We start from the raw sequence: 22653 nt of genomic DNA on the forward strand, positions 1-22653 counted from the left end.
TGCGGACACCTCGTACTATACCAAGAGGGCTCTTTTTGTTTCAATCCTCAAATTTCTTCATTACAGGAATGGCTCCTAGAATAAATGACAGGACCATAAAAATGAAAAAACCACTTTTTTCATACGTAAAGAAAGTGGTTTGGAATTCATTTTAATAACTAAAAGAACATACAAATGTCCCGTCACTTCCACTTTCCTACGCTGGCATCACCCAGATCAGGTTCTAGGGTCTCAAAGGTCACTTTGATCTCAGCCTTTCAATGGGCTCCCCTAGTGGATAGGTACCTACTATTAACTTTTCACTCTGACATTAACCATATCACAACTTTAGAAACTGTCAATTCTTTTTTCTATTTAATAGATTCAAACTTTTTTTCGTCTATGTTTCCACATAAGATAGCGATAGCGAATCGTACACCCAATACAAAATCCCATTAATGCAATACCTGCTGCTAAAGCAACCATAATACTAAAAATGACGCCTAATAATTCGTAACCAAAATAAAAGGATAATAATGATACACCTAAACATACTGTGGCTATCCATTGATTAAATAATTGTTGATCACGATCTTCTAGTACATATTGAGAATGTGGTTTTTTTAAGAATTTTTGCCCTATTATTATTACAAAGTTACGTTTTGTAATAAGGGTTAAAACCCCAATGATAAACGGAATAAATAATAACCATCTATAAAACAAAAGGGAAAAGAGAACAGTGACAACAATAAATGCCTGATTTGTTTGAACGAGTGGTTTAGGAATGTTCATATTAATACCTCCTTATATTAAATTAAATATGTCGTGTAACAATATATTTATTATTATAACAATGAAAGAATTCAAAAAAAAAACTAAAAAAAGGTCCCTATTAAATATAAGGACCTGGCTAAGGCACAAGGTGATTTTTTCCAAATCCCATTTTTTATAGGATTTAGACTAATAATAATTATTTTTTCATTTACATCAATACCTTACACAGCTAACGGCTCGACATGCCTTAAAATCGTCTGTTTAAACTCCTCCAATGCTTTGTCAGTATCAATTGTATATCCACATTCCAGACCAACAAATCCGTCATAGCCTGTTTCCTTGATCGCATTTAAGATGTTTATATAATTCAATTCACCTGTTCCTGGCTGCTTGCGGCCTGGATTATCAGCAATATGGTAATGGTTGATCCGGTCGATATAGTTTGTGGCATTGCGAATCACATTGCCTTCTGTGATCTGTTGGTGATAAACGTCAAAAACAAGCTTAACATTCGGACTATTAACCAGATCAATAACAGCTGCCGCTTCATCTGAATATTGAAGAAAATGTCCATGATGATCAACAAGACCGTTTAATGGCTCTACCTCTAATATGATGCCAGCCTCCTCGCAAAGCTGGGCACATTGTTTCAATGTTTCAACCATTGCGTTCCTTTGAATTTCACGTGGAACACCTTCGATCACATTCCCTGTTTGGGTAATAATTGATTTTGTGCCAAGTATTTTACAGGCATCTATCGTTTGTTTTAATTCAGCTAGATATTCGTCACGTCTCGTTTCATCTACTAAATTAAAAATCTTTGTACATGTAGCAATAATTCCTACACCTATTCGTTCTTGTTCCCTTACCACCTGCTTTAGATCTAAATCCCACCAGCCGTAATACTCCAGACCATGAAATCCATGTTCCTTCACCTTTTCAAGATGGTAAATCACATCTTTCTCTTTATAGGCTCCAATGCATAGCGAGTATTTCATGTATGTGACAACTCCTTCAAAATAATTGACTGCACAGTTTCTGCTGATTTTTTTCAGCCAATGTGACTTCATGCGTTATAAGGGCTTCTTGATTGTCTGTTAAGTTGTGAATAGCGTTAATAAAGACTTCATCCTCTACTAAACAACCTTAAGCAATCGATTAATCTTTAATCGCACCTGCTGCAATTCCTGAAATAAACTGACGGCTGACAAACATAAATAAGATAATCAATGGAAGAGTCGCCAATAAAGTTCCTGCCATGACCATACCATAATCTGTGTTATAAATCCCATTTAATTGAGATAAAGTCACCTGTAAAGTATGTTTAGTCGGATCATTTAAGACGACTAACGGCCATAAATAATCATTCCACATGCTGATGAATGAGAAAATTCCCAGAAAAGCTAATGCAGGCCTCAATATTGGCAAGGCGATGTTCCAATATAAACGAAAGTTATTACAGCCATCCAATCTGCCGGCATCAAGCAGGCTATCGTGAATCGCTTCTTCTGAGTATTGCTTGATCCAGAATATCCCGAATGCATTCGCTAATCCAGGAATAATTAACGCCTGAAAGGTGTCGACCCAGCCAATCTTTGAAATCATGATGTATGAAGGAACAAACGATAGCTGAGACGGAATCATCATCGTAATCAAAAGTGAGGTAAAGAGAAACTTTTTCCCAGGAAATTGAAATTTAGCAAAGGTAAATCCTGCAAGTGAACAAAAGAATAAAATAGCGAGAGCTTGAGTTGTCGAAACAAAGATCGTGTTTACAAAGGATTTAAAGAAATCGACATTTTGCAAAACATTATTGATATTTGTAAACAGTTCCGAACCAAAGACAAGCTTAGGCGGAAATCTTAGAATATCGCTTGTCTTATTTGTCGACATGACCGCCAGCCAGTAAAACGGAAATATCGAAATAAATACACCTATTAATAAGAAGAAATGTAATATGACTTTTTTAATTCCAGCATTCTTTCCATCCATACAAAATCCTCCTCATGATCGTTACTTCGCTCCAGTTTTCTGAACAATTTTCCAATTTAGCAATGAAAACAAAGCAATAATGACAAAGAGCGCCCAGGAGACAACAGCAGCATAGCCATATTGACTATCACCGAAAGCCTGGTTATACATATATAATGTGATTGTCAATCCAGACCCGCCAACACCCCCGGAATTTCCAAGTAAAACTTGCGGTTCTGTAAATAGCTGCATCGAACCGATCGTTGTCATAAGCACGGTAAAGAGAATGATTGGTCTTAAAAGAGGAATCGTAATATGGAAAAACATTTGCATGAGGTTCGCTCCATCCATTTTCGCTGCCTCATATAATGAATTCGGAATTCCTTGTAATCCTGCTAGATAAATGATTGCATTATAGCCAGTCCAGCGCCAAACGACCATTGAAGCAATGACAATCTTGATTAAGAATTCTGATGAGAGCCATTCCAATGGCTCCAGACCAATCGTTGTCAAAACATAGTTTAGCAGCCCATAATTATCGCCAAAAATTGATTTAAAAATAATGGTAACTGCCACAATGGATGTGACATTCGTGACAAAAAACGCTGTTCGGTAAAACCCTTTAAATTTCAAGAATGGCGTATTCAGTAAAAAGGCAATCACTAGTGCACCGAACAGCATCGGAACGGTTGACAAAAACCAAATCGCAAAGGTATTTCCAACAGACTGCCAAAACACCGTATCCGTTAATAAATATGTAAATTGTTTAAATCCAACAAACTCCATTGCGCCAAGCCCGCCCCATTTGTGAAAAGACAAATATAAGGAAAATAAAATGGGGAATAAGCCAAAAATTAAAAATAATAGATAAAATGGGGAGATGAATAGATAAAGTGTTCGATTTTTATAGATTTCACGCCACAAGCTACCCTTCTCAGATGGTGTTAATTGTTGAACGCTTGCAACCTTTTTCGTATTTGCAACATTATTCATGAAATCCCTCCTTAAAGACCAGTGTCTGCGTTATAGCAAAAAGTACTAGGATGAAACAGGGTATCTATTTTACCTAGTACTTTTTGCTTTTTTCTATTAATTAGCGTGAAAGCTCTTTTTCGACCTGTTTCAATACCTCTTCCCAAGCCTTATCTGGATCAAGATCTTGGTTTGCCACATTTGTTAGTTGATCAAGGAACATCGTATTCACCGTACTGTAAGTCGGACCAAAATAGCGCGGTTTTACATTTTCAGCAGATTGACTAAAAATTTCCGTTGTGTTTTGATTCCCAAAAAACGGTTCCTCGCTGCTCATTTTCGGATCATCGAATACACCAGGAGTTGATGGAAATAAATCCATTGTCGTATATGCCTGCAGCTGGTTTTCCGGACTCATCAGCCATTTAATTACTTCATATGCCTCTTCTGGGTGTTTAGAGGCTTTTGTAATGCCGATGAACGAACCTCCATTATTTCCATCTCCACCAGGAGCCCGTGCAACACGCCATTTTCCTGACGTATCAGGTGCTGCTTCCTCCAGGATTTTCTTTGTCCATACGGCACCGATAAACGAAGCAATCTCTCCATTATTCATGCCGGCATTCCACTCAGTTCCGTCTACCAAATTTGCGGCTAAGCCTTTTTCATGAACGGAAATAGCCATATCCCATGCTTTTTTTACATTTCCTCCATCGCCAATAAAATTGTCTTTTTCATCGAAGTAAACGCTGTCACTTTGACTGATATATTGAGTAAACACACGATTAATACTATCGAACATTTTCACGCCTGTTTCAGTCTTCAGCTTTTCACCGGCTTTTATATAGTCCTCCCATGTAGAGAGCTGTGCGGAAACCTCAGCAGGCTCTGTCGGCAAGCCAGCTTTTTCAAACAGATCTGCACGATAGAATAAAGCGGTTGGGCCTGTATCGATCGGCAGTGCAATTAATGTTTTCTTATCCGGTGTTAACGTATAATTCCATTTCCAATCTAAATATTGATCTTTTAATTCATCTGCTCCATAATCTAGTAGATTCACAAATTGATCGGAGTAAGGAAGAAATTCATTTGCCCAATCATTTAATGCAACGATATCTGGTGCACCAGATCCTGCAGCTAAGGTTGTTTGCAGCTTCGTTTTATAGTCTGCTCCATCAATTTTTTGCGGTTTAAGGTCTATATTTGGAAATTCTTCTTCAACCTTTTTGAGCAGCTCATCATCAAGTGAACGGTTCCAGTACCACAAGGTTAACGTAACCTTCCCATCACCATCAGAACTAGATTGTGAGGAACCACTGCAGCCTGTCATTGCAAAAACTAGTATTGACACTAAAAGAAAGCTGATTATTTTTTTCATCCCATACACCCCTTGTCATGTAATAACAAACGAGACCCAAAGTCAGCTGCTTTAAGTACTCACCCCCTTGAAAAGTACCAGCAACAATATGTATCCGCTTTCAATTAGGTTTAAAAAAATATAATCTCTGTCTCTAGGTAGCTGCTAAACCTAAATTGTAAGCTTGTCAAATTTATAATAGTATTAGTCTTGTCCAAGCATCAAGGGCGTAATTGAACATATGATTGGACAATTTGAACATGAAAGGAAGCTGTCTCATGAATGAGTTACCAATCCGTTTTGTAACCTCTCAGTTAAATAAGGATCTAATCCCATTGCAGCTCTATACAGTGGGTTCCAACATCCAAAATGCCCTTCATAGACCTAAGGGCTTTTCAGCAACTCAAGTGCTCATTACACTTAGCGGAAGTGGTAGAATCCGGATCAATGGGCAGCATGACCGGGTCGCAGAAAAAAAACATGCCTTTATCATTTATGAAGGCATCCCACATGAATATTTTCCAATATCGGATGAACCATGGCTGGTAGGCTTTATTTCAATAAGGGGTACTTGTGTTCCAACGATGCTGGATAATATGGAATTAAAAAACGGTGAGGTTTTACCAATCAATGAGCTGGAGCTGCTGTGGAAACTAGCCGAACAAATATGGACATTAGCTGAACATAATCGACCTGAACTAATATGGAAACTTTCCGAATTACTTTATTCTTTTCTATTAGAGTTTAGAAAACAGACGCTCTTCTTTCCCACTCATACGCCAAAAGTCGATCATTCAAATCCAAGTGAAGCCGTTCTTGAGCATGTGACAACGATTTTAAAGGAGCATTATACACAACCTATTTCATTATCAGAGGTATCAAAGGCTTCAGGCTACTCACATCAGCATTTAAATCGATTGTTTCGCCAATATTATGGCGTCACCTTAAACCAATATTTACAAAACCTCCGTATTTTGCATGCGGTTGACTTAATTGAACGAAATAAGCATATCACATTGAATGAGATAGCCGATGAACTTGGTATCGATACAAGATATTTTACGAGATTGTTTAAAAAGAATATGGGAATGTCACCAGGGGAATATAAGCGGAAAGCCCATTGTTAATAGCTTGTGTTCTATTAACAGAGGCAAAAACCTTAGCTAAGCATATGGAATGTAACCGATAGAAAGGGAATATCATTATAAGAAAACCATAAAAAATCTTTATTATAAAAAGATAAAAAGTTAGCTTTCAGTTTATTGCATAGTGGTGATGAAAGGAGATATTATTATGGATAAATATGCAATAATAATCCCTGTCCTTAATCCAGCAGAAAGCTTAGTTGAATATGTCCAATCTTTATTAGGAGCAGGCGTTGCTCATATCATTGTTGTCAATGATGGAAGCAAAGATGAATTAACGTATATTTTTACTCAATTAAAGACACTTAAAAGCTGCACAGTGTTAACTCATGACAAAAATAAAGGAAAAGGAAGAGCATTAAAAACCGCTTTTGCCTATTTTTTAACCCATTTTCAGGATTTGCAAGGAGTGGTTACTGCTGATGCTGATGGTCAGCATTCATTAGAAGATGTGTGCAAAGTGGCAAAAGCACTTGAAAACAAAAATGGTGAACTCATTCTTGGTGTTCGGAATTTTACCGGCACCAATGTCCCCTATCGAAGTTTGATTGGCAACAAGTTCACAAGTTTAGTCTTTAAGCTTTTATATGGGTATAAATTGAAGGATACGCAAACAGGCTTAAGAGGGATTTCTAAGCTCCATCTCCCTTGGGTTATGAATCTTAAAGGAGAACGGTATGAATATGAAATTAACATGTTGATTCATGCGAAAAATAGGCATCTGTCATTCTATGAAATTCCGATTCAAACTATTTATTTTGATCATAATGCTGGATCACATTTTAACTCATTTCTAGATTCGATGAAGATTTTTATTAAGCTTATCTCTGGTTTTCTCCATTACTCATATGCCATTATCCTTTCAGGCATTATTAATATAGGCAGTTTTATTTTGCTTTCCAGCTTCCTTTTAAAGGGTCTGCAATTAGAACCGAGGGTTTTTTATGCGACATTTGTTTCCCGAATGCTCTCCTCATCATTCAATTTTTATATGAACCGGAAGTATGTTTTTAAAGCTGGAAATCATTTCATCCTTTCAATGGTCAAATATTATATATTATGCTTATGTCTCATCTACGCATCTTATCTTCTCATTACATCAGCCAATTTAGCAATTGGGATTCCAGTGATCATGGCAAAAATTTTTACAGATATCCTCCTCGGCATCGCCAGCTACGAAATTCAACTTCATTGGGTTTTTAAAAACAATCAAAAAAACGTCGCAAAACAGTCTTCGTTAGGAGATCATCATGAAGGGTAGTCAGTACGGAAAGGTTTTTCGATTTTTTCAAGGACTGATTCGGCTGGTCTATCCAAAATATAGGATTCACATTCCGTTTGAACTAAATCGGCCTGTTGTTTATGTTGCACACCATCAAAATTTATTTGGACCATTTATCATCTTGCTTTGGTTCCCAAAATGCTTGCGTGCATGGATCCTCCATGTGTTTCTTGATCAGGAGGCATGCTATAAACAATATGTTGAATATACATTTACGAAAAGATTCGGTTGGAACAAGTATGTCGCGAAAATATGTGCGTTACCGTTATCCTTTGCCATCACAACGTTTTTAAAATCTGGCAAGGGCATCCCCGTATACCGAGGATCGAGAAAAATCGTTCACACTTTTCATCAAAGTGTGGGAGCCCTTTGCAAAGGTGACAGTATCGTGATTTTCCCTGACATTGATTACACAGATTCTTCTTCGCAAATAAAGGAGATGTATGATGGCTATCTTTTGCTAGATAAATATTATTATCAAGCCACAGGGGAGCATGTATGTTTTATCCCTCTATATATAAGTAAAAAGAAAAAATTATTGATTGCGGGTAATGAGATTTGCTTTAGAGATGGGGAAGATGTTAACCAGGAACGAAAGAGAGTGTATCAAGAGATCTCAAACACGCTAAATGATCTCGCAAATGAATTTGGGGATTAGTTGAGCAAACTAAGCAACTAATCCCCTGCACGTTTAATGTGGATAAAGCGCATCAAATTCAGTTCCGCATGGACCTGAATCGGCATTCGTTTCCGGCTCGACCTTGCTGCCATTTTGCCGATATAATGGGCTGTAATAATGGCCAATTTTAGTCGTTGATTCTCCTGCATAGTGACAAATAAATGCTCTCCTAAATCGATCCTTTGATTTATTTCGATAAGAGCCATGGATTAAATTCCCGTTAAAAAACAGAACATCACCTTTATCCAATATCGCGGGTACTGCTTTTAATCCCTTTGGCACCTTAACAAAATGCTTTGTAAAGGATTCTTTTTCATCGGCTAATTCCGGACAATAAATTTCATCGTTATTTGTCTTTGGTACAACGAGCAATGTTCCATTTTCTTCATCAGCCCTGTCCACAGCTGTCCATGCTGCGATACATGTTCCCGGCTCAACTTTTAAATAGAAATTATCCTGATGCAACGCTTGGCCCCGTGAACGCGGCGGTTTAAAATAAAACATGCTTTGGGCAGCTAATGCTTGCTCACCATATAAATCAGCTAAGATGGTCATCACCTTTGGATGAAGCATGTATTTCATTGCCACATCATTTACACGATGAGGATGCATCATTCGCGGATAGCGCTTTAGCGGATCCTCATTCTCTGATTGTTCATCTATGACAGGTTCAAAGCAACCAGGAATCGCACTTTTGCTCATTTCCATAAAAGTCTCTTTAATTTCTGCTATTTCCTCTTGGCTAAATACTCCCTTCATTATTAAATATCCTTCTTTTTCAAACTGTTGCTTTTGTTCTTCAGAAATGGTTGTTAAACCTTCGACCATCAAATCTCATCTCCCTTTCCCCTTTATCGGGTTGTTACAAATAGTTTATAAAGTTGCGAGTAATTGTTGAAGTAACAATATAGCTAAAAACTATTACAATCCTGCTATAATGTATGGTAAATAATTATTATGAGGAGGGAGTAAGATGCCAAAACATGATTTTCCAACAGATTATGAAATTTATCCGGAGCCAGGCGTATTAATAGCAGGGCATTTTCTTGTAAAAGATACCTATCAAGCCGTGCGCCCTAAGGGGATGAGTGATTGGCTTATTACATTTACGCTCGATGGAGAGGGATTTTTTATCGCGGAAAACGATCAGATTACATGCAGAAAAGGTGACATTACATTATTAAAACCAGGAGTTTCCCATCACTACGGAACTAGTAAGGGAAAGGAATGGCATTTTTTATGGGCTCATTTTTCACCGGATCTTATTGAAGCAAAATACCTTTCAGACCAAAAGCTTATCAATCTTTCCTTTGAAAATGAGTATGCTCGAACTCGTATTAATAATGCTTTCGATCGACTTATCCAAGACTACCGGGAAAGACATAAATATTGGTATGAATTATGTCAAAATTCATTAAAAGAAATTCTTTTACTTGTAGCTCAAAGACATACTCATTCCCTTGATCCTCGGGTGGAAGAAATTCTCCATTTGCTGTCAAAGCGAATGAATCAAGTGATTACAATTGACGATCTTGCAAAAGAGGTCGGGCTCTCTCCATCTCGACTTTCCCATCTATTTAAGGAAAACACCGGAAAATCGATTATGGAAACATTTATTCAAATGAGGCTGAATCAAGCAGCCCTTTTATTAAAGTACACAGACCGAAATGCAACAGAAGCGGCTGCAGAGGTTGGTTTCGAAAACTATAATCATTTTGCTGTTCAGTTTCGAAAACGGTTTGGTATGTCACCAAGGATTTATAAAAATTGCAAGCAAGAAACTGATTAATATTTCTAAATAATCTTTGCTCAAATAAATAGTAAAGGAATAGACCATATTAAAAACAACATGACATCCTCTTAAATTACATATCACATTTAAGCTGAAATAAAATCTTTGACAAACTCATTAAAATGATGTAAATTATCCGATGGACGAACATTAAAATGTGAAAGCAATTTCAATATTCGTATTTAGGGGTGTGCAAATTGGAAAACGTATTTGATTATGAAGATATTCAATTAATTCCGGCTAAATGTGTGGTTAATAGCCGATCAGAGTGTGATACATCTGTAACATTTGGAGGACATACATTCAAGCTTCCGGTTGTCCCAGCAAATATGCAGACAATTATCGATGATAACATCGCTGTTTACTTGGCGGAAAACGGTTACTTTTATATAATGCATCGTTTTGAACCAGAAAAGCGTGTTTCCTTTATTAAAGAGATGAAATCGCGTGGCTTGATCGCTTCGATTAGTGTTGGTGTCAAAGAAGATGAGTATCGATTTGTGGAACAATTAGCTGAAGAACAGCTTACACCAGAATTCATTACGATTGACATTGCTCATGGTCATTCAAATGCTGTAATTAAAATGATTCAGCACCTAAAAAAACATCTGCCAAACACCTTTGTGATTGCCGGAAATGTTGGAACTCCTGAGGCTGTTAGAGAATTAGAAAATGCAGGAGCAGATGCGACAAAGGTAGGGATCGGACCAGGTAAGGTTTGCATCACGAAAATTAAAACAGGATTCGGTACAGGAGGTTGGCAATTAGCTGCACTGCGCTGGTGTGCAAAGGCTGCAACAAAACCAATTATTGCGGACGGAGGCATCCGTACACATGGTGATATCGCAAAATCGATTCGCTTTGGGGCATCAATGGTTATGATTGGTTCATTATTTGCCGGTCATGAAGAATCGCCAGGACAAACCTTTGAAATCGATGGCAAGCTTTATAAAGAATACTTTGGTTCAGCATCTGAATTCCAAAAAGGCGAGAGAAAAAATGTCGAAGGAAAGAAAATGCATGTAGAGCATAAAGGATCTTTAAAAGATACATTAATCGAAATGGAGCAAGACCTTCAATCCTCTATTTCCTATGCAGGAGGAAAAAATCTTGATGCCATACGCCATGTCGATTATGTTGTGGTGAAGAATTCAATCTTTAATGGTGATAAGGTTTACTAATGATTTTGAAGAATGCTTGATTTTATATTTTACAGCTAGATGAGCAAAATACGTAAAGTACTTGCTCATCTATTTTTTGTATATAAGATTTGACATTTTGTATTCGAATGTTTTTTTAGTGAAAGATACTAGGAATGGTCATCGCTACACGGTATTCGTTTATGGGAGTTACATTAGGTATCAACGTAAATTCGAACGAACTGTATTAAAAATAACTTGTTTGAGTTCCGTTTTACCTTCCCCATGAATGGAAATATTTTTCCCTTTATCCGGATCATATGCTGTAAAACTTACTATCTTCGCACCAGAGTTAATGAACAACTCTATGGTATGGAGGTCGATGAAAAATTCTAACGTCATTTCTTCATTTATATTTTCGCAAATATGATCGATGTTGATTTGGTTCTGATGGCCGTAATCAGACACAAATGAAATCCTTAAGTTCTCCACATCGACTACTATTCGGGTAGATTGCGTTTCACTTTTGTTAAGTTCTATAGTAAACCGCTTCGTGTTTGAAGGAGAAAAAATTATCTTTAAATAACATGTGTGATCACCATTAATATCTAACTTTTCATTTGCATTTATCATAATTTGTTCATAATAACTAGAATGGGTGAAATATTCATCTAGTTTAACTGCTGGTTGTTGAATTAACTGATGTTTCTCTATCGTCAATCGTCTTGGGAGGGACATCATCCCATTAAATCCAAAATCTTTTGGAGGTGTCGTTTGATGCCAGCGATGCAACCAGCCAATTAGTAGTCGTTCTCCGTTTTTTCCTTCTGTTGATTGGGGAGCATAAAAGGTTTGGCCGTAATCAAGGAGACCATCACTTTCTGATGTAAATGTCCCATTTATATAATCCATTTCCCCGATGACATAAACAGTTTTATGATTAACTTCCTCCTGAAATTCGGGGTCACAAGGCATCACTGAGAAGAGTAATACATCCTTATTGCCTATACGAAACAAATCAGGGCATTCTAAAAGAGTATTTTCTTCAAATTTCGCTTGATAAATGGAAGAATGAAAGGTCCAATCTAGTAGATTACTTGACTTGAACATGATAATTTCCCCGCGTCTTTGTTTGTTTCTTACTGCCAAAACACAGTAATATACCCCATTTACCTGCATCACTTTTGGGTCTCTGAAATCACAAATCAGATATCCTTCAGGTAATTCTTTTTCACCAATAACAGGGTTTTGCTGGTACTTTTCAAATTGGATGCCATCATCGGAAGAAGCAATACATTGACGCTCAATGATTTGAGTTTCATCCCGATCAAACCCCATATTAGGGTCAATGTGACCTGTGTACATCAAATAAAGTTTTCCATCCTTTTCAATGGCACTACCCGAAAAACATACCTTTTCTTTATTTTTTTGAATATACTCGTTTGCTTTTTGTAATCTATTCATCATGCACCTCTCTTATTTAATACCACTTCGAACTGATCCTTCAACAATGTATTTTTGAAAGACAATATAGATAATGACGATTGGAATGGTCACAATGGTTAGTGCAGCCATAATATGGCTTGTAAAAATATTATAGGTGTCACTAAAAATTGCATTCAATGCCACTTGAATCGGCATTAAATTTTCATTTGAAAGTGCCATTACAGGCCATAGGAAATCATTCCAAGACTCTAAAAACGTTAATATTCCTACAGTAACATACATATTTAAACTCGATGGAACAACGATGCGAAAGAAACATCCGACCTCACCCAATCCATCAATCTTTGCCGATTCAATCAACTCACCTGGAAACGATAGAAAATGCTGCCTGAATAAAAATATATTCATGACATTAACAAAAAACGGTATTACGTATCCTGGAACTGTATTGATCATCCCCATTTCATTTACGACTAAAAATAAAGGAAGAATGGTCGCCTCAATTGGGACAATCATGAGGGCTATGATAAATATTAAAATTCCGTCTTTAAATGGAAAGACAAATCTGGCTAAGGCATACCCTGCTAACGAGTTTATCGTTAACCCGAAAACAACAGTGACGGATGCATAAATTAAACTATTTAATAAATTCCCAAAAATATTGTAGAAGCCAAGCAATTCAGTATAGGATTTCAGTGTTAAAGTGTTAAGTCTGAAAAATTCGGAACGATTGAAAAGATTGTACCGACATCCTTGTAGATTACCTCATCAATTTTAAATGATGAAAGTATCATCCAAATGAGAGGTACAAGGAATTGCAGCGCAAACACAATCGCCAACACGTAAAATAAGGCTTTCTTTACTTTCTTCACGCTTCTCTCTCCTCCCTAAATAATTTTTTAATTCCTATAGATACAACGACCAAGAACACCGTAAACATTAAGGTAATCGCACTTGCATACCCAATATTTCGATGACGGAAACCGTACTCATAAATGTATTGCAGGATTGTCATCGTTGAATAGTCAGGTCCCCCACCAGTCATGACCATCGGTTGTACAATCAGTTTAAAGGCTTGAATGGTCGTTGTAATCACAAGAAACATCATGATAGGTTTTAACGCAGGAAGAGTAATATACAAAAACTTATGCAGCGAATTTGCTCCGTCGATATCTGCTGCTTCATACATACTCTGGTCTATATTTTTTAATCCCGCTAAGAAAATCATCATTTGATATCCACAACCAGACCAAGCAGATATCGCTACAATCGTAAGCATGGCTTGATCAGGGCTAGTTAAAAATGGCTGTTTCGGTAAACCAACATTCGCCAAAATCGAATTAATTAATCCCGATGTAGGATTTAGCATAACAGTCCAAAGAATGGATATAACAACTAAAGACAATACTGCTGGAGAAAAATAGGCAGTTCTAAAAAAGCTGTTTCCCTTAATCTTTTTGTTCACGATCAATGCCAGGCCAAGAGCCATTGATAATTGAAGGGGAACGACGAACAGGACGAATTTCATCGTGTTGTAAAAGCTTTTAATTAATATTTCATCTGTCAGCATTCGTTTAAAGTTTTCTAGACCAATAAATTGTTTTTCGTTAGGCTTTAATAAATAATAATCAGTAAACCCATACGTAAAAGCTAATATGATAGGTAGTACAATAAACAGGATCGCTAACACCATTGCAGGCGTTAAAAATCCAATTGCGGATAAAGTATCGCTTCTTTTATAGTGTTCGCTTTGTCTATAGTGTTCAGTTAGATTTCTCACTTTTACATATTTCTTATAATTTAGATTTCTCACCGGTCCACATCCTTTCTCCTTTATATAATAGGTGAGGCCAAAAGCCTCACCTCTCGATCAAACAGACTATTTTCTATATTTCTCAAACTCTTTATCTATTTTTTCGGTGGCATCATCTAAATATTGCTTGATCGTTTCCGCATCTGTTGTTTTATTTTGTACAATCTTTAAGAGGACATCTTTTGCAAACGATTTAGATAAATATGGGTATCCTGGTGATATCGGACGGGCCCTATTTGTATTTTCAACTTGATACTTCAATACAGTCCAAGCCTCATTATAGTATTCATTATCAGTATTTGTATCAATTACATCGATTGTATTCATTCTTCCTGGAATCGAACCATCTGCTTGATAATATTCTTCAGCCGCTTCATCATTGGTTAAATATTCCATAACCTCAACCACTTGCTTCAAACGCTCTTTATCTTCAATTTGTCCGTTTCTAACAAATGCCCAGCTACCTGATGGCGTATATAATCCATCGTAGTTCTCATTCATTTTCGGATAACGAACCGTTTTAAATTTTAAGTTAGGATAATTGTTTACAATTTCGTTAACATACCAGAACCCTGCAATCGCCAATGCAGTCTTGCCAGAGTGGACGTATGCCGCCACATCCGGGCCGTCAAGTGTGAAAATATCAGGCATGTCGTTGGCAGTAATAGCTGCATTTAATTTATCAATATAACCCGACCCAGCACCTGCTCTTGTAATATTTTCAATGACAACCTGTGGTTTGTCTGGATTCTCTTTATTATATTGCTCTACTCGCTTTGCAAACATTTTTCCTTCCGGGTGGTCAGCTGCAGCTTGTGTCCAAATGACAATTTTGTCATTTGTATTCGACTGAATCGAATTACAAGCGACTAATGATACAGATAAAACTAACACTAGAACTAACAAGATTAATTTTTTCATTGTTTTCCCCCTCTTTCACTCTTTTAAAACGCTTTCACAAGTAAATCATAATCGACTTAAAACGTTTTCAAAATGTGGTAATCCTCTCATTAATGTTTAAATTTTGCTACTATTAAAATAAAAAAAGAGGTTCACTCACAATAGGTCAGACCCCTCAACCCCAAAATATACAACCTTAACCAAGGAACTATATATTGGAAGTTTATAAGAGGGCAAACCCTTTTTGAGTCAACCGCTTATTATTGCTTACTATTTATCATTTTTCGATATTCACTCGGTGTTTTTTTCATTTTCTTTTTAAATACTTGGCTAAAATAGCGTTGATCAGTATATCCGACCTTTTCAGCAATTTCATAGGTTTTTAAATCCGAGTTTTCTAAGAATAGACATGCGTAATCCATTCTTAAATTTGTTAAATAATCAAGAAACGTACTACCTGTTCTTTGTTTAAAGAGAAGACTAAAATAACTAACACTCACCCCTACTTTTTCAGCAACTTGTTCCATACCCAAATCTTTCTGAAAATGGTCTTTAATATATGTCAGTGCTTCGTCCATCAGGTCTACAGCTGACTGTTTTGTCTTTGTTTCCTCTTTTACCCGTTCTGCCGTAATAATTTTTCCACTTATAAAGTTTTCATATTTCATCAATTCTTTCGCATGATAGACAGAATGTTTAATGTCAAATAAACAATCAACAGTTTTACCAATAGCTAATACACATTTTTCGGGAACCTCATTTAATAGATGCTGTGCAAAATGATCACTAATGGTGTTTATCTGGTCTCTCAAGCAATTTGCTAATTCTACCACTACAATAACGATTTCGTCCGACATTTTGTAAACAAACAACTTTGTATTCTCATTCAAATATGGACCTTTATTTCTAAGAATAATAGATTCCATATTGTTCGTCTTGGTTTTCACAATCATGGAAAAATAGGAAAGCTGTTTATTGATTACTCGGGAATCAATTTCCCCTGTTGTGATTAATTCATAGATACTATATTTTTCATGCTCATACTCATTTAATTTTTGTTTTGTTAATTTATCAATCGCTCTTTCGATACATGTTTGTAATTCTTCTTAATCAATTGGTTTTAAGATATAATCCCAGGCATTATGTTTAAGTCCTTGTATAGCATATTCAAAATCATTATAGCCGCTGATTAAAATGACAATTGGTTTATGATGCATGCTGTTTATTTTCTTCAATAATTCAATGCCAGTAATGCCCGGCATTGAGATATCAGTTAATAATAGATCAACTTGGTGAATTTCCATCATTTCCAATGCTTCTTGTCCATTATGAGCAGTTCCAATTATTTCACAATCTAATCCTTGCCAATCTATGATTTGTGTTAGATTTTTTACAATTACGTTGGTACTTAAATAGGATTGAATCTCACTTGAAGAAATAACATAGTCAGAAAAGGAATCCACTTCATAAACTGCCGCTAATAGGTTACGATCTACAGCACTTAATGTTACGGTATAATAATCATCCCGGAAAGAGTCTGGTTGGACATATGAAAGGACTGTAACAATTTTCTCAGATACTTCTCTCCACTTTTTATCATTACTAATGGAAAACTCATCTTTTTCCCAATAACTACTATTAAATTCGTTAGCTACAAAGTTCAGATTAAATATACTAGAACGATTTGCTTCTTTATTTGGCATTAATATGGCTGTTTTTCCTTTAGATCTTAATTCTTCTAAAGTACGTACAAATGTATCCCATGTTTCCGGAATTGGCAGACCTAATTCTTGAAAATGATCCTTATTATAAAGGACACCAACTGCATTCTGGGTTAATGCAACACCGTACATCTTGCCGTTAACAAGATAACGATTTTGAATAATTGGTTGGATATTTTTTAGGAATGGTTCATTTGTTAATTCAAGCAAATATCCTTTTTCCGCCCGAATGATATAATCTTGTTCAATTGGATAGGTAATAAAAATATCCGGTGTATCCCCTCTTGCAATTCTTGTTTTTAACACGGTCATTCCTTCAGGAATAATCACCTGATTAACATCGATACCAGGATTGAGTTTCTCAAACTCCTGTATTAACTCCTCAAAGATTCGTTCTGTTTCCGTTTTGTGTGAAAAAAATTCAAGTGTTATTTTTTCCTTTTTACTTATCGATCCTTCTAAAACGCTATCATTACATCCAGCTAATAATAGAAAAATAGTCAAGTGGATTAAACAAAAAAGAATTTTCATAAGTCTCCTCTCAAAAAGCAAAATAAATATTTGTTAAAACAATACTGTTTCTACATTTAATGTAAACTGAAAATTCAGAAAATATAGTCGTCTCTAAGGCGATTAAATCATTTTAAACTACTAAACCAAAAAAAGCTTCAATCCTTAAAAAAGGAAATGAAAGCTTTTTATAGTACAAGTGATTTCAAACAACCGATCTGCCTGTCAAAAGAATGAGTTATTATTTATTCTGTTGTCCCTCTCTGTGTAGAAATAAAATTCAAAATATGACGTTTTGCAGGAGCAGCATGAATCGCCCCTTTAACAGAGGCAGTTAGGGCACCACTAGCATTTGCAAAGGTGAGTATTCTCTCATGATTTTGACTAATTTGAAAACATAGATTTTCAATTGATATATCTATGGCTATTAATTCAGACAAAAAGCCGCCAATAAAAGCATCTCCCGCACCAGTAGTATCTGCAACCGTTACCTTAAAGCCTTTGTCTTCAAATTTTTTGCCGTTATTTAAATAAATAGAAGCACCCTTGCTTCCTTTTGTATACACAACCACTTTTACGTTTCCAACAAAAAGAGAGTCAATTGCTTCATTTTCTTCTTCAATTCCAGTTATAAACGTTAATTCCTCATCAGAAACTTTTACAATATCAGCAAGCGGCAAGAAATCGATTATAGTTTGACGGCAGCTTTCCGCATCTGGCCATAAAGGCAGACGTACATTTGGATCAAAGCTTACGATTCCGCCTTTTTTCCGAACATCCTCTATCACTTTTTGATGTGTTTGTTTCATGGGACTTTCAATTAAGTCCACTGAACAAAAGTGAAGAAGATCTCCTTTCTGAAACCACTCTGATTTTACCTCTTCTGGTGAAAGCAATAAATCTGCTGCATTTTTCCGATAAAAGCTAAAGCTTCTTTCACCATTTTGGTCTACAGATACAAACGCTAATCCTGTCTCCCCTTCATCGCTTCGTAAACAATTTGACGTGTCTACACCATTTTCTTTAAGAACATCCATTATATAATCGCCAAAATTATCATTTGCAATTTTGGTGAGCATGACTGAATGTCCACCGTATTTTGCAATGGCAATCGCAACATTCATAGGAGCTCCGCCAGCTACACGTTCAAAATTTGTAACCTCTTTTAATGATTTATCCTTTTGTGCAGGAATAAAATCAATCAGTGTTTCACCAATACAAAAAACCTTTTTCAATATTTTCCCTCCATACCAAAGAACAAGTGGAAAACACTTGTTCTATTGCTGTTATTTTACTTCCATATATCTTTTAAATTCCAATAAGTAAATTCACTTACTTGTCCCTTACCATTTTCAGCAACTAGTTCAATACCTAGTCTTTCTTCCTTTGGATAGATGCGGCTTGTCATTGTTGCCTCTCCTTCATTTGCAAATACCTCAATAGAAGATCGGTCGATAAACACCCTTAAGGAAAGGTACTGGTTAGAATCAACCTTTGTACATCTAACCCCATCTTCCACCTTCCCGGACTTGGAGCAATCAAGGGTTAACTTTTGATTGTCAATATAATACATCAATCGTGTCTCTTCATTGTTAAGACCACGAATTTTTATACCAACAGATTCAGCAGTTGTAGCTGACAGGTCAAATTTTACTTTTAATTCAATAAGGTCAGCTGTTGTTTCCGCTAGATAACTTTCAGAGATCGATTTGTTTGCACAGACATGATGCTCCGCTTCTCTTAATAAAGTTAGCTCTTCAACAGGATTCATTAATAGTTTGTTATTTTCACCTAATGTTAGCTCCCTTGGCAATGTTAAGGCACCACACCATCCATCTTCTTTCGTTGGCATATTTGATTCCCACATATCCATCCAGCCAATCACGATACGGCGTCCTTTGTCATCAAGGAAGGATTGCACAGCATAAAAATCATGGCCATGATCTAATTCCTTAAACTCGCCACGGGTAAATTCGAGTGTTTCATAACTGAAATCTCCGACAAGATAACCTGTTTGGAACAGATTTTGATAGTTTTCACCTTCCGCTTTTATTCCCTGAGGTGAACATAATAGGACATATTTTCCACCGATTTCAAAAAAGTCAGGACACTCCCACATATAGCCTTCTGTTCCATTACTTTCAGCGAGAACACCAAGATACTCCCATTTTCGCAAATCCTTTGATTTATACAGTACGACCTTTCCGGTATCTACTTTTCGTGTGCCTACAACCATATACCAGTGGTCCTCATGCTTCCACACTTTTGGATCCCTAAAATGTCCTGATCCTTCTTCTGGATGCTTCACAATAACCGGATTTGCAGCTTCTTTGGTAAAATGAATACCATCCGTGCTTGTCGCAATACATTGTGATTGATCAAGAATATCTTTTTCACGATCTACAAATAGATTTCCCGTATAAATTAAGGTTAGTATGCCATCATCATCAACCGCACTGCCGGAAAAGCAGCCATCCTTCTCATAAGCTTCAGTTGGAGCAAGTGCAATTGGCAAGTGTTCCCAATGGACCAAGTCTTTACTCTTCACATGTCCCCAGTGCATCGGACCCCAATTTTCATCATATGGGTGATGCTGATAAAAGACATGGTACTCGCCTTTATACTGAATTAACCCATTCGGATCATTTATCCAGTTTGCTGGAGCCATGATATGATATCCTAAACGATATCGATTATTCATCTTTTCCTTTGCCTTCTGTAATGCTTCTTCTGCTTTTTGAATGTCAGTTTGTTTTAACATCTACATTTCCTCCTAGACAACTTTTTGTAATAAGTAGAGCTTATTTTTCGACTTTTTGTTTTTATTTGAGTTTAATAGAGTAAAGATTGAGAGAATAGTGAAGCATAACACAACAATTCCCATAAAAATATAAGATTGGCGGAAACCTACCATATCGTACATTTTTCCTGCAATTGGCGAAAGAATCGACGCACCTACCTGTGAGGCAAATTGGAAACCAACAAGATATAAAACAGATGACAAGCGTGTATCAAAGTTGGCAGCTAAATATTTAAAAATCGCGATTAACATAATAGGCAATTCTAAAGCGTGAATTAATTTCATCGATGAAATACCGATTGGTCCGCCGACAAGACCTGAACCAATAATTCGGAAGGCCATTAAAAATCCTGCCAAAATCAAGCTGTTTTTTGCACCAAGCTTGTTTACAACAAAAGGTGCCAGGAACATCATGCCTGCCTCTAAAAAGACTTGGAAGGAATTTAAGTAGCCAAATATTTGATTACCCGTTGCCTCATTAGGAAATAACGATGCATAGTAGATCGGAAATTGTTGATCATAAACACTATAGATACATGTGACTCCTACCACATAAACCATTAAGAACCAAAAATCCTTTAATAGAAAAAGCTGACCTACATCTTTTAACGTAACGGAATCTGCTCTCTCAATCTCTTTATTTGTCATTTCAATCTTCACAGATAAGATAATGGCAACTAAAATAACAGCCGAAATCGATGCAACCCAAAAATTAATATTTGGATTGATATTAAATAATTGACCAGCGAAAAAGGTAGCAGCTGCCCAGCCTAATGAGCCCCACATTCTTGATTTCCCATATTCAAAATCATACTTACGGCTGATTTTTTCAATATAGGATTCAATCGCACCAATCCCAGCTAAAAAGCCAGTTCCAAGGTAAAGTCCTCCGACAATTGCTCCAACGATCACGTTATATTGCAATAACGGGCCATAAACAAAAATATAAAACGGGCCAACAAATACTAGTAATAGACTAATAAAAAATAAGATATTTTTCTTTAAACCTATTTTGTCAGAAATATACCCATATAGAGGCTGCATACATAAAGCAAATATAGCGTTTACAGAAAAGATAATCCCTGTTTCTGCTCCGCTTAGTTGAATCTCTTGATCAAGCCAGATTGAAAATAGCGAATAACTAGCAGACCAAGTGAAAAAGAAAAAGAAAAAATAGGCGCTTAATTTCCAATAGAGACTTTTCGATTTTTTCATATTAGGTTCTCCTTAATGTTGGTTAGTATCGAAAGCACTTTCAAAAACATTGTATGTCATCCGCTTTCATATGTCAACGGGTTGACATATAAAAAAAATAAAAAAAACACTGCTATGTGCAATGTTTTTAAGCTGTTGTTCCTTTAAATAAACTTATAGGTAGATGGGTTTCAAGCGGAAGTTTTGTGAATTCTCCTTCTATTCCCTGCTGTAAAATATCAATTGCCGTTTGAGCAATGACATCGATTGGCTGCTTAATGGTTGTTAATTCCGGCATTAATGTTTGAACGGTTTCCGTCCCATCATAGCCAACAACTTTTATTTGATTAGGCACATCCTTTCCATGCTTTTTAGCTATATTAATAAAGGATGCCGCGAACAAGTCGTTTGTTGCAAATACACCATCCACTTCCGGGCATTCCTGAAACAATTTATGTATAACATCTTCCTGACTCTTACGGTCAAATACTTCTGGGATTTCATATATCATTGGTTCCATGCCATGACTCTCCAAAAGATCAAGATATGCTTTTCTCCTTAATCTTGCTGGTGTTTCTAATTCGCCAACCCCATCAATAAGAATAATGTTCCTGCATCCTTCTGAAATCAATAAATCGGTTGCAATTTTACCACCCTCATAATTATCCGAACACACAACTGGAATGGTTTCGGACAGGTAACGGTCAATTGCGACAACCGCTAAATTTTGCTTATGATAATCCAAAATGCCGCGGTTATGTGTCCCTACGATAATGCCATCAACTTGATTGCGCAGCAGCATCTCTAAGTATTTTTCTTCTTTATCAATCTGATTTAAACTATTGCAAAGCAACACCTTATAACCTCGAGCTGCACAAATAGTCTCGATATGAAACGTAAGTTCTCCAAAAAATGGATTGGAGGTTGTAGGCAGGATTACTCCAATTAAGTTCGATCTTTTATTAAATAACGAACGTGCCACATCGTTAGGGAAATAGTTAAGCTCGTTCATTGCTTTTTGAACCTTTTCTCTTGTTTCATTGCTTATATAGCCACGATTATTTAAAACACGCGACACCGTTGTTGGTGAAACACCGGCTAATTTTGCTACGTCTTCTATTTTAGGCTTCATTTTTAGTTCCTCCTGCATTCATTACAGAAACTATTATAACAAAATAA

General features: G+C 36.4%; 22 protein-coding genes and 1 riboswitch. Of the genes, 5 read left to right on the top strand and 17 right to left on the bottom strand.

From position 1 onward, the window contains the following. Positions 1-176: 176 nt before the first annotated feature. Positions 177-282: riboswitch (TPP riboswitch) on the bottom strand. 81 nt (positions 283-363) lie between these two features. From Q1B07_RS21370 to Q1B07_RS21390, 5 genes are all read right to left on the bottom strand, one after another. After that, positions 364-771: a DUF4395 domain-containing protein gene (locus tag Q1B07_RS21370; protein ID WP_299093980.1), complete on the bottom strand. Its 408-nt coding sequence runs from the start codon at positions 769-771 to the stop codon at positions 364-366. A 203-nt stretch (positions 772-974) separates the two neighbouring features. Beyond that, the gene (locus tag Q1B07_RS21375) at positions 975-1751 is read right to left on the bottom strand and encodes a TIM barrel protein (protein ID WP_299093978.1); all 777 of its coding nucleotides are present in this window, start codon (positions 1749-1751) and stop codon (positions 975-977) included. 160 nt (positions 1752-1911) lie between these two features. Beyond that, positions 1912-2745, bottom strand: a complete 834-nt coding sequence (locus tag Q1B07_RS21380) for a carbohydrate ABC transporter permease (protein WP_299093976.1) — start codon at positions 2743-2745, stop codon at positions 1912-1914. Between the two features lie 21 nt (positions 2746-2766). Next, positions 2767-3648, bottom strand: coding sequence for a carbohydrate ABC transporter permease (locus tag Q1B07_RS21385; RefSeq protein ID WP_299093982.1), 882 nt, complete (start codon positions 3646-3648; stop codon positions 2767-2769). Between the two features lie 169 nt (positions 3649-3817). After that, the gene (locus tag Q1B07_RS21390; RefSeq protein WP_299093975.1) at positions 3818-5074 is read right to left on the bottom strand and encodes an extracellular solute-binding protein; all 1257 of its coding nucleotides are present in this window, start codon (positions 5072-5074) and stop codon (positions 3818-3820) included. Between the two features lie 257 nt (positions 5075-5331). Here Q1B07_RS21390 and Q1B07_RS21395 point away from each other — a divergent pair, with 257 nt between their 5' ends. From Q1B07_RS21395 to Q1B07_RS21405, 3 genes are all read left to right on the top strand, one after another. Next, entirely contained in the window at positions 5332-6180 is an 849-nt protein-coding gene (locus Q1B07_RS21395) for an AraC family transcriptional regulator (protein ID WP_299093973.1), read from the top strand. 166 nt (positions 6181-6346) lie between these two features. Further along, the gene (locus Q1B07_RS21400; protein WP_299093971.1) at positions 6347-7459 is read left to right on the top strand and encodes a glycosyltransferase; all 1113 of its coding nucleotides are present in this window, start codon (positions 6347-6349) and stop codon (positions 7457-7459) included. After that, positions 7449-8138 carry a glycerol acyltransferase gene (locus Q1B07_RS21405; RefSeq protein ID WP_299093969.1) on the top strand — a complete coding sequence of 230 codons (690 nt, stop codon included), beginning with the start codon at positions 7449-7451 and terminating at the stop codon, positions 8136-8138. Before Q1B07_RS21400 ends, Q1B07_RS21405 begins: the two co-directional genes overlap by 11 nt. Positions 8139-8171: 33 nt before the next feature. Here the strand turns inward: Q1B07_RS21405 and Q1B07_RS21410 are convergent, their stop codons facing one another. Then, positions 8172-8987 (bottom strand): phytanoyl-CoA dioxygenase family protein, encoded by an 816-nt coding sequence (locus tag Q1B07_RS21410; protein WP_299093967.1) that lies wholly within the window; start codon positions 8985-8987, stop codon positions 8172-8174. Positions 8988-9132: 145 nt separating this feature from the next. On the opposite strand from Q1B07_RS21410, the gene Q1B07_RS21415 reads away from it, so the two are divergent. Both Q1B07_RS21415 and guaC read left to right on the top strand, forming a co-directional pair. Next, complete coding sequence (locus Q1B07_RS21415) at positions 9133-9948, top strand: helix-turn-helix domain-containing protein (RefSeq protein WP_299093965.1); 816 nt, start codon at positions 9133-9135, stop codon at positions 9946-9948. Positions 9949-10148: 200 nt separating this feature from the next. Beyond that, positions 10149-11132, top strand: a complete 984-nt coding sequence (gene guaC, locus Q1B07_RS21420) for a GMP reductase (RefSeq protein ID WP_299093963.1) — start codon at positions 10149-10151, stop codon at positions 11130-11132. Between the two features lie 180 nt (positions 11133-11312). On the opposite strand, the gene Q1B07_RS21425 is transcribed toward guaC, so the two are convergent. From Q1B07_RS21425 to Q1B07_RS21475, 11 genes are all read right to left on the bottom strand, one after another. Beyond that, positions 11313-12557, bottom strand: a complete 1245-nt coding sequence (locus Q1B07_RS21425) for a glycoside hydrolase family 32 protein (protein WP_299833607.1) — start codon at positions 12555-12557, stop codon at positions 11313-11315. Positions 12558-12566: 9 nt separating this feature from the next. Next, positions 12567-13214, bottom strand: a complete 648-nt coding sequence (locus tag Q1B07_RS21430; RefSeq protein WP_299093961.1) for a carbohydrate ABC transporter permease — start codon at positions 13212-13214, stop codon at positions 12567-12569. Positions 13215-13234: 20 nt separating this feature from the next. Beyond that, positions 13235-13408 (bottom strand): hypothetical protein, encoded by a 174-nt coding sequence (locus Q1B07_RS21435; protein ID WP_299093959.1) that lies wholly within the window; start codon positions 13406-13408, stop codon positions 13235-13237. Next, a complete protein-coding gene (locus Q1B07_RS21440; RefSeq protein WP_299093957.1) occupies positions 13405-14349 on the bottom strand; it encodes a carbohydrate ABC transporter permease in 945 nt (314 codons plus the stop codon). The genes Q1B07_RS21435 and Q1B07_RS21440 overlap by 4 nt, the downstream gene beginning before the upstream one ends. A gap of 66 nt (positions 14350-14415) precedes the next feature. Next, positions 14416-15270, bottom strand: a complete 855-nt coding sequence (locus tag Q1B07_RS21445) for an extracellular solute-binding protein (protein ID WP_299093955.1) — start codon at positions 15268-15270, stop codon at positions 14416-14418. 239 nt (positions 15271-15509) lie between these two features. Continuing rightward, positions 15510-16121, bottom strand: a complete 612-nt coding sequence (locus tag Q1B07_RS21450; RefSeq protein ID WP_299093953.1) for an AraC family transcriptional regulator — start codon at positions 16119-16121, stop codon at positions 15510-15512. 234 nt (positions 16122-16355) lie between these two features. Beyond that, positions 16356-17501: an extracellular solute-binding protein gene (locus tag Q1B07_RS21455; RefSeq protein ID WP_299093951.1), complete on the bottom strand. Its 1146-nt coding sequence runs from the start codon at positions 17499-17501 to the stop codon at positions 16356-16358. A 224-nt stretch (positions 17502-17725) separates the two neighbouring features. Then, positions 17726-18715, bottom strand: coding sequence for a carbohydrate kinase (locus Q1B07_RS21460; RefSeq protein ID WP_299093950.1), 990 nt, complete (start codon positions 18713-18715; stop codon positions 17726-17728). A gap of 56 nt (positions 18716-18771) precedes the next feature. Further along, a complete protein-coding gene (locus tag Q1B07_RS21465; protein WP_299093949.1) occupies positions 18772-20241 on the bottom strand; it encodes a glycoside hydrolase family 32 protein in 1470 nt (489 codons plus the stop codon). A 12-nt stretch (positions 20242-20253) separates the two neighbouring features. Next, entirely contained in the window at positions 20254-21495 is a 1242-nt protein-coding gene (locus tag Q1B07_RS21470; RefSeq protein WP_299093947.1) for an MFS transporter, read from the bottom strand. 127 nt (positions 21496-21622) lie between these two features. Continuing rightward, a complete protein-coding gene (locus Q1B07_RS21475; RefSeq protein WP_299093945.1) occupies positions 21623-22606 on the bottom strand; it encodes a LacI family DNA-binding transcriptional regulator in 984 nt (327 codons plus the stop codon). Between the last annotated feature and the right edge of the window lie 47 nt (positions 22607-22653).

It is taken from the genome of uncultured Metabacillus sp. (assembly GCF_947503125.1).
Lineage (GTDB): Bacteria > Bacillota > Bacilli > Bacillales > Bacillaceae > Metabacillus.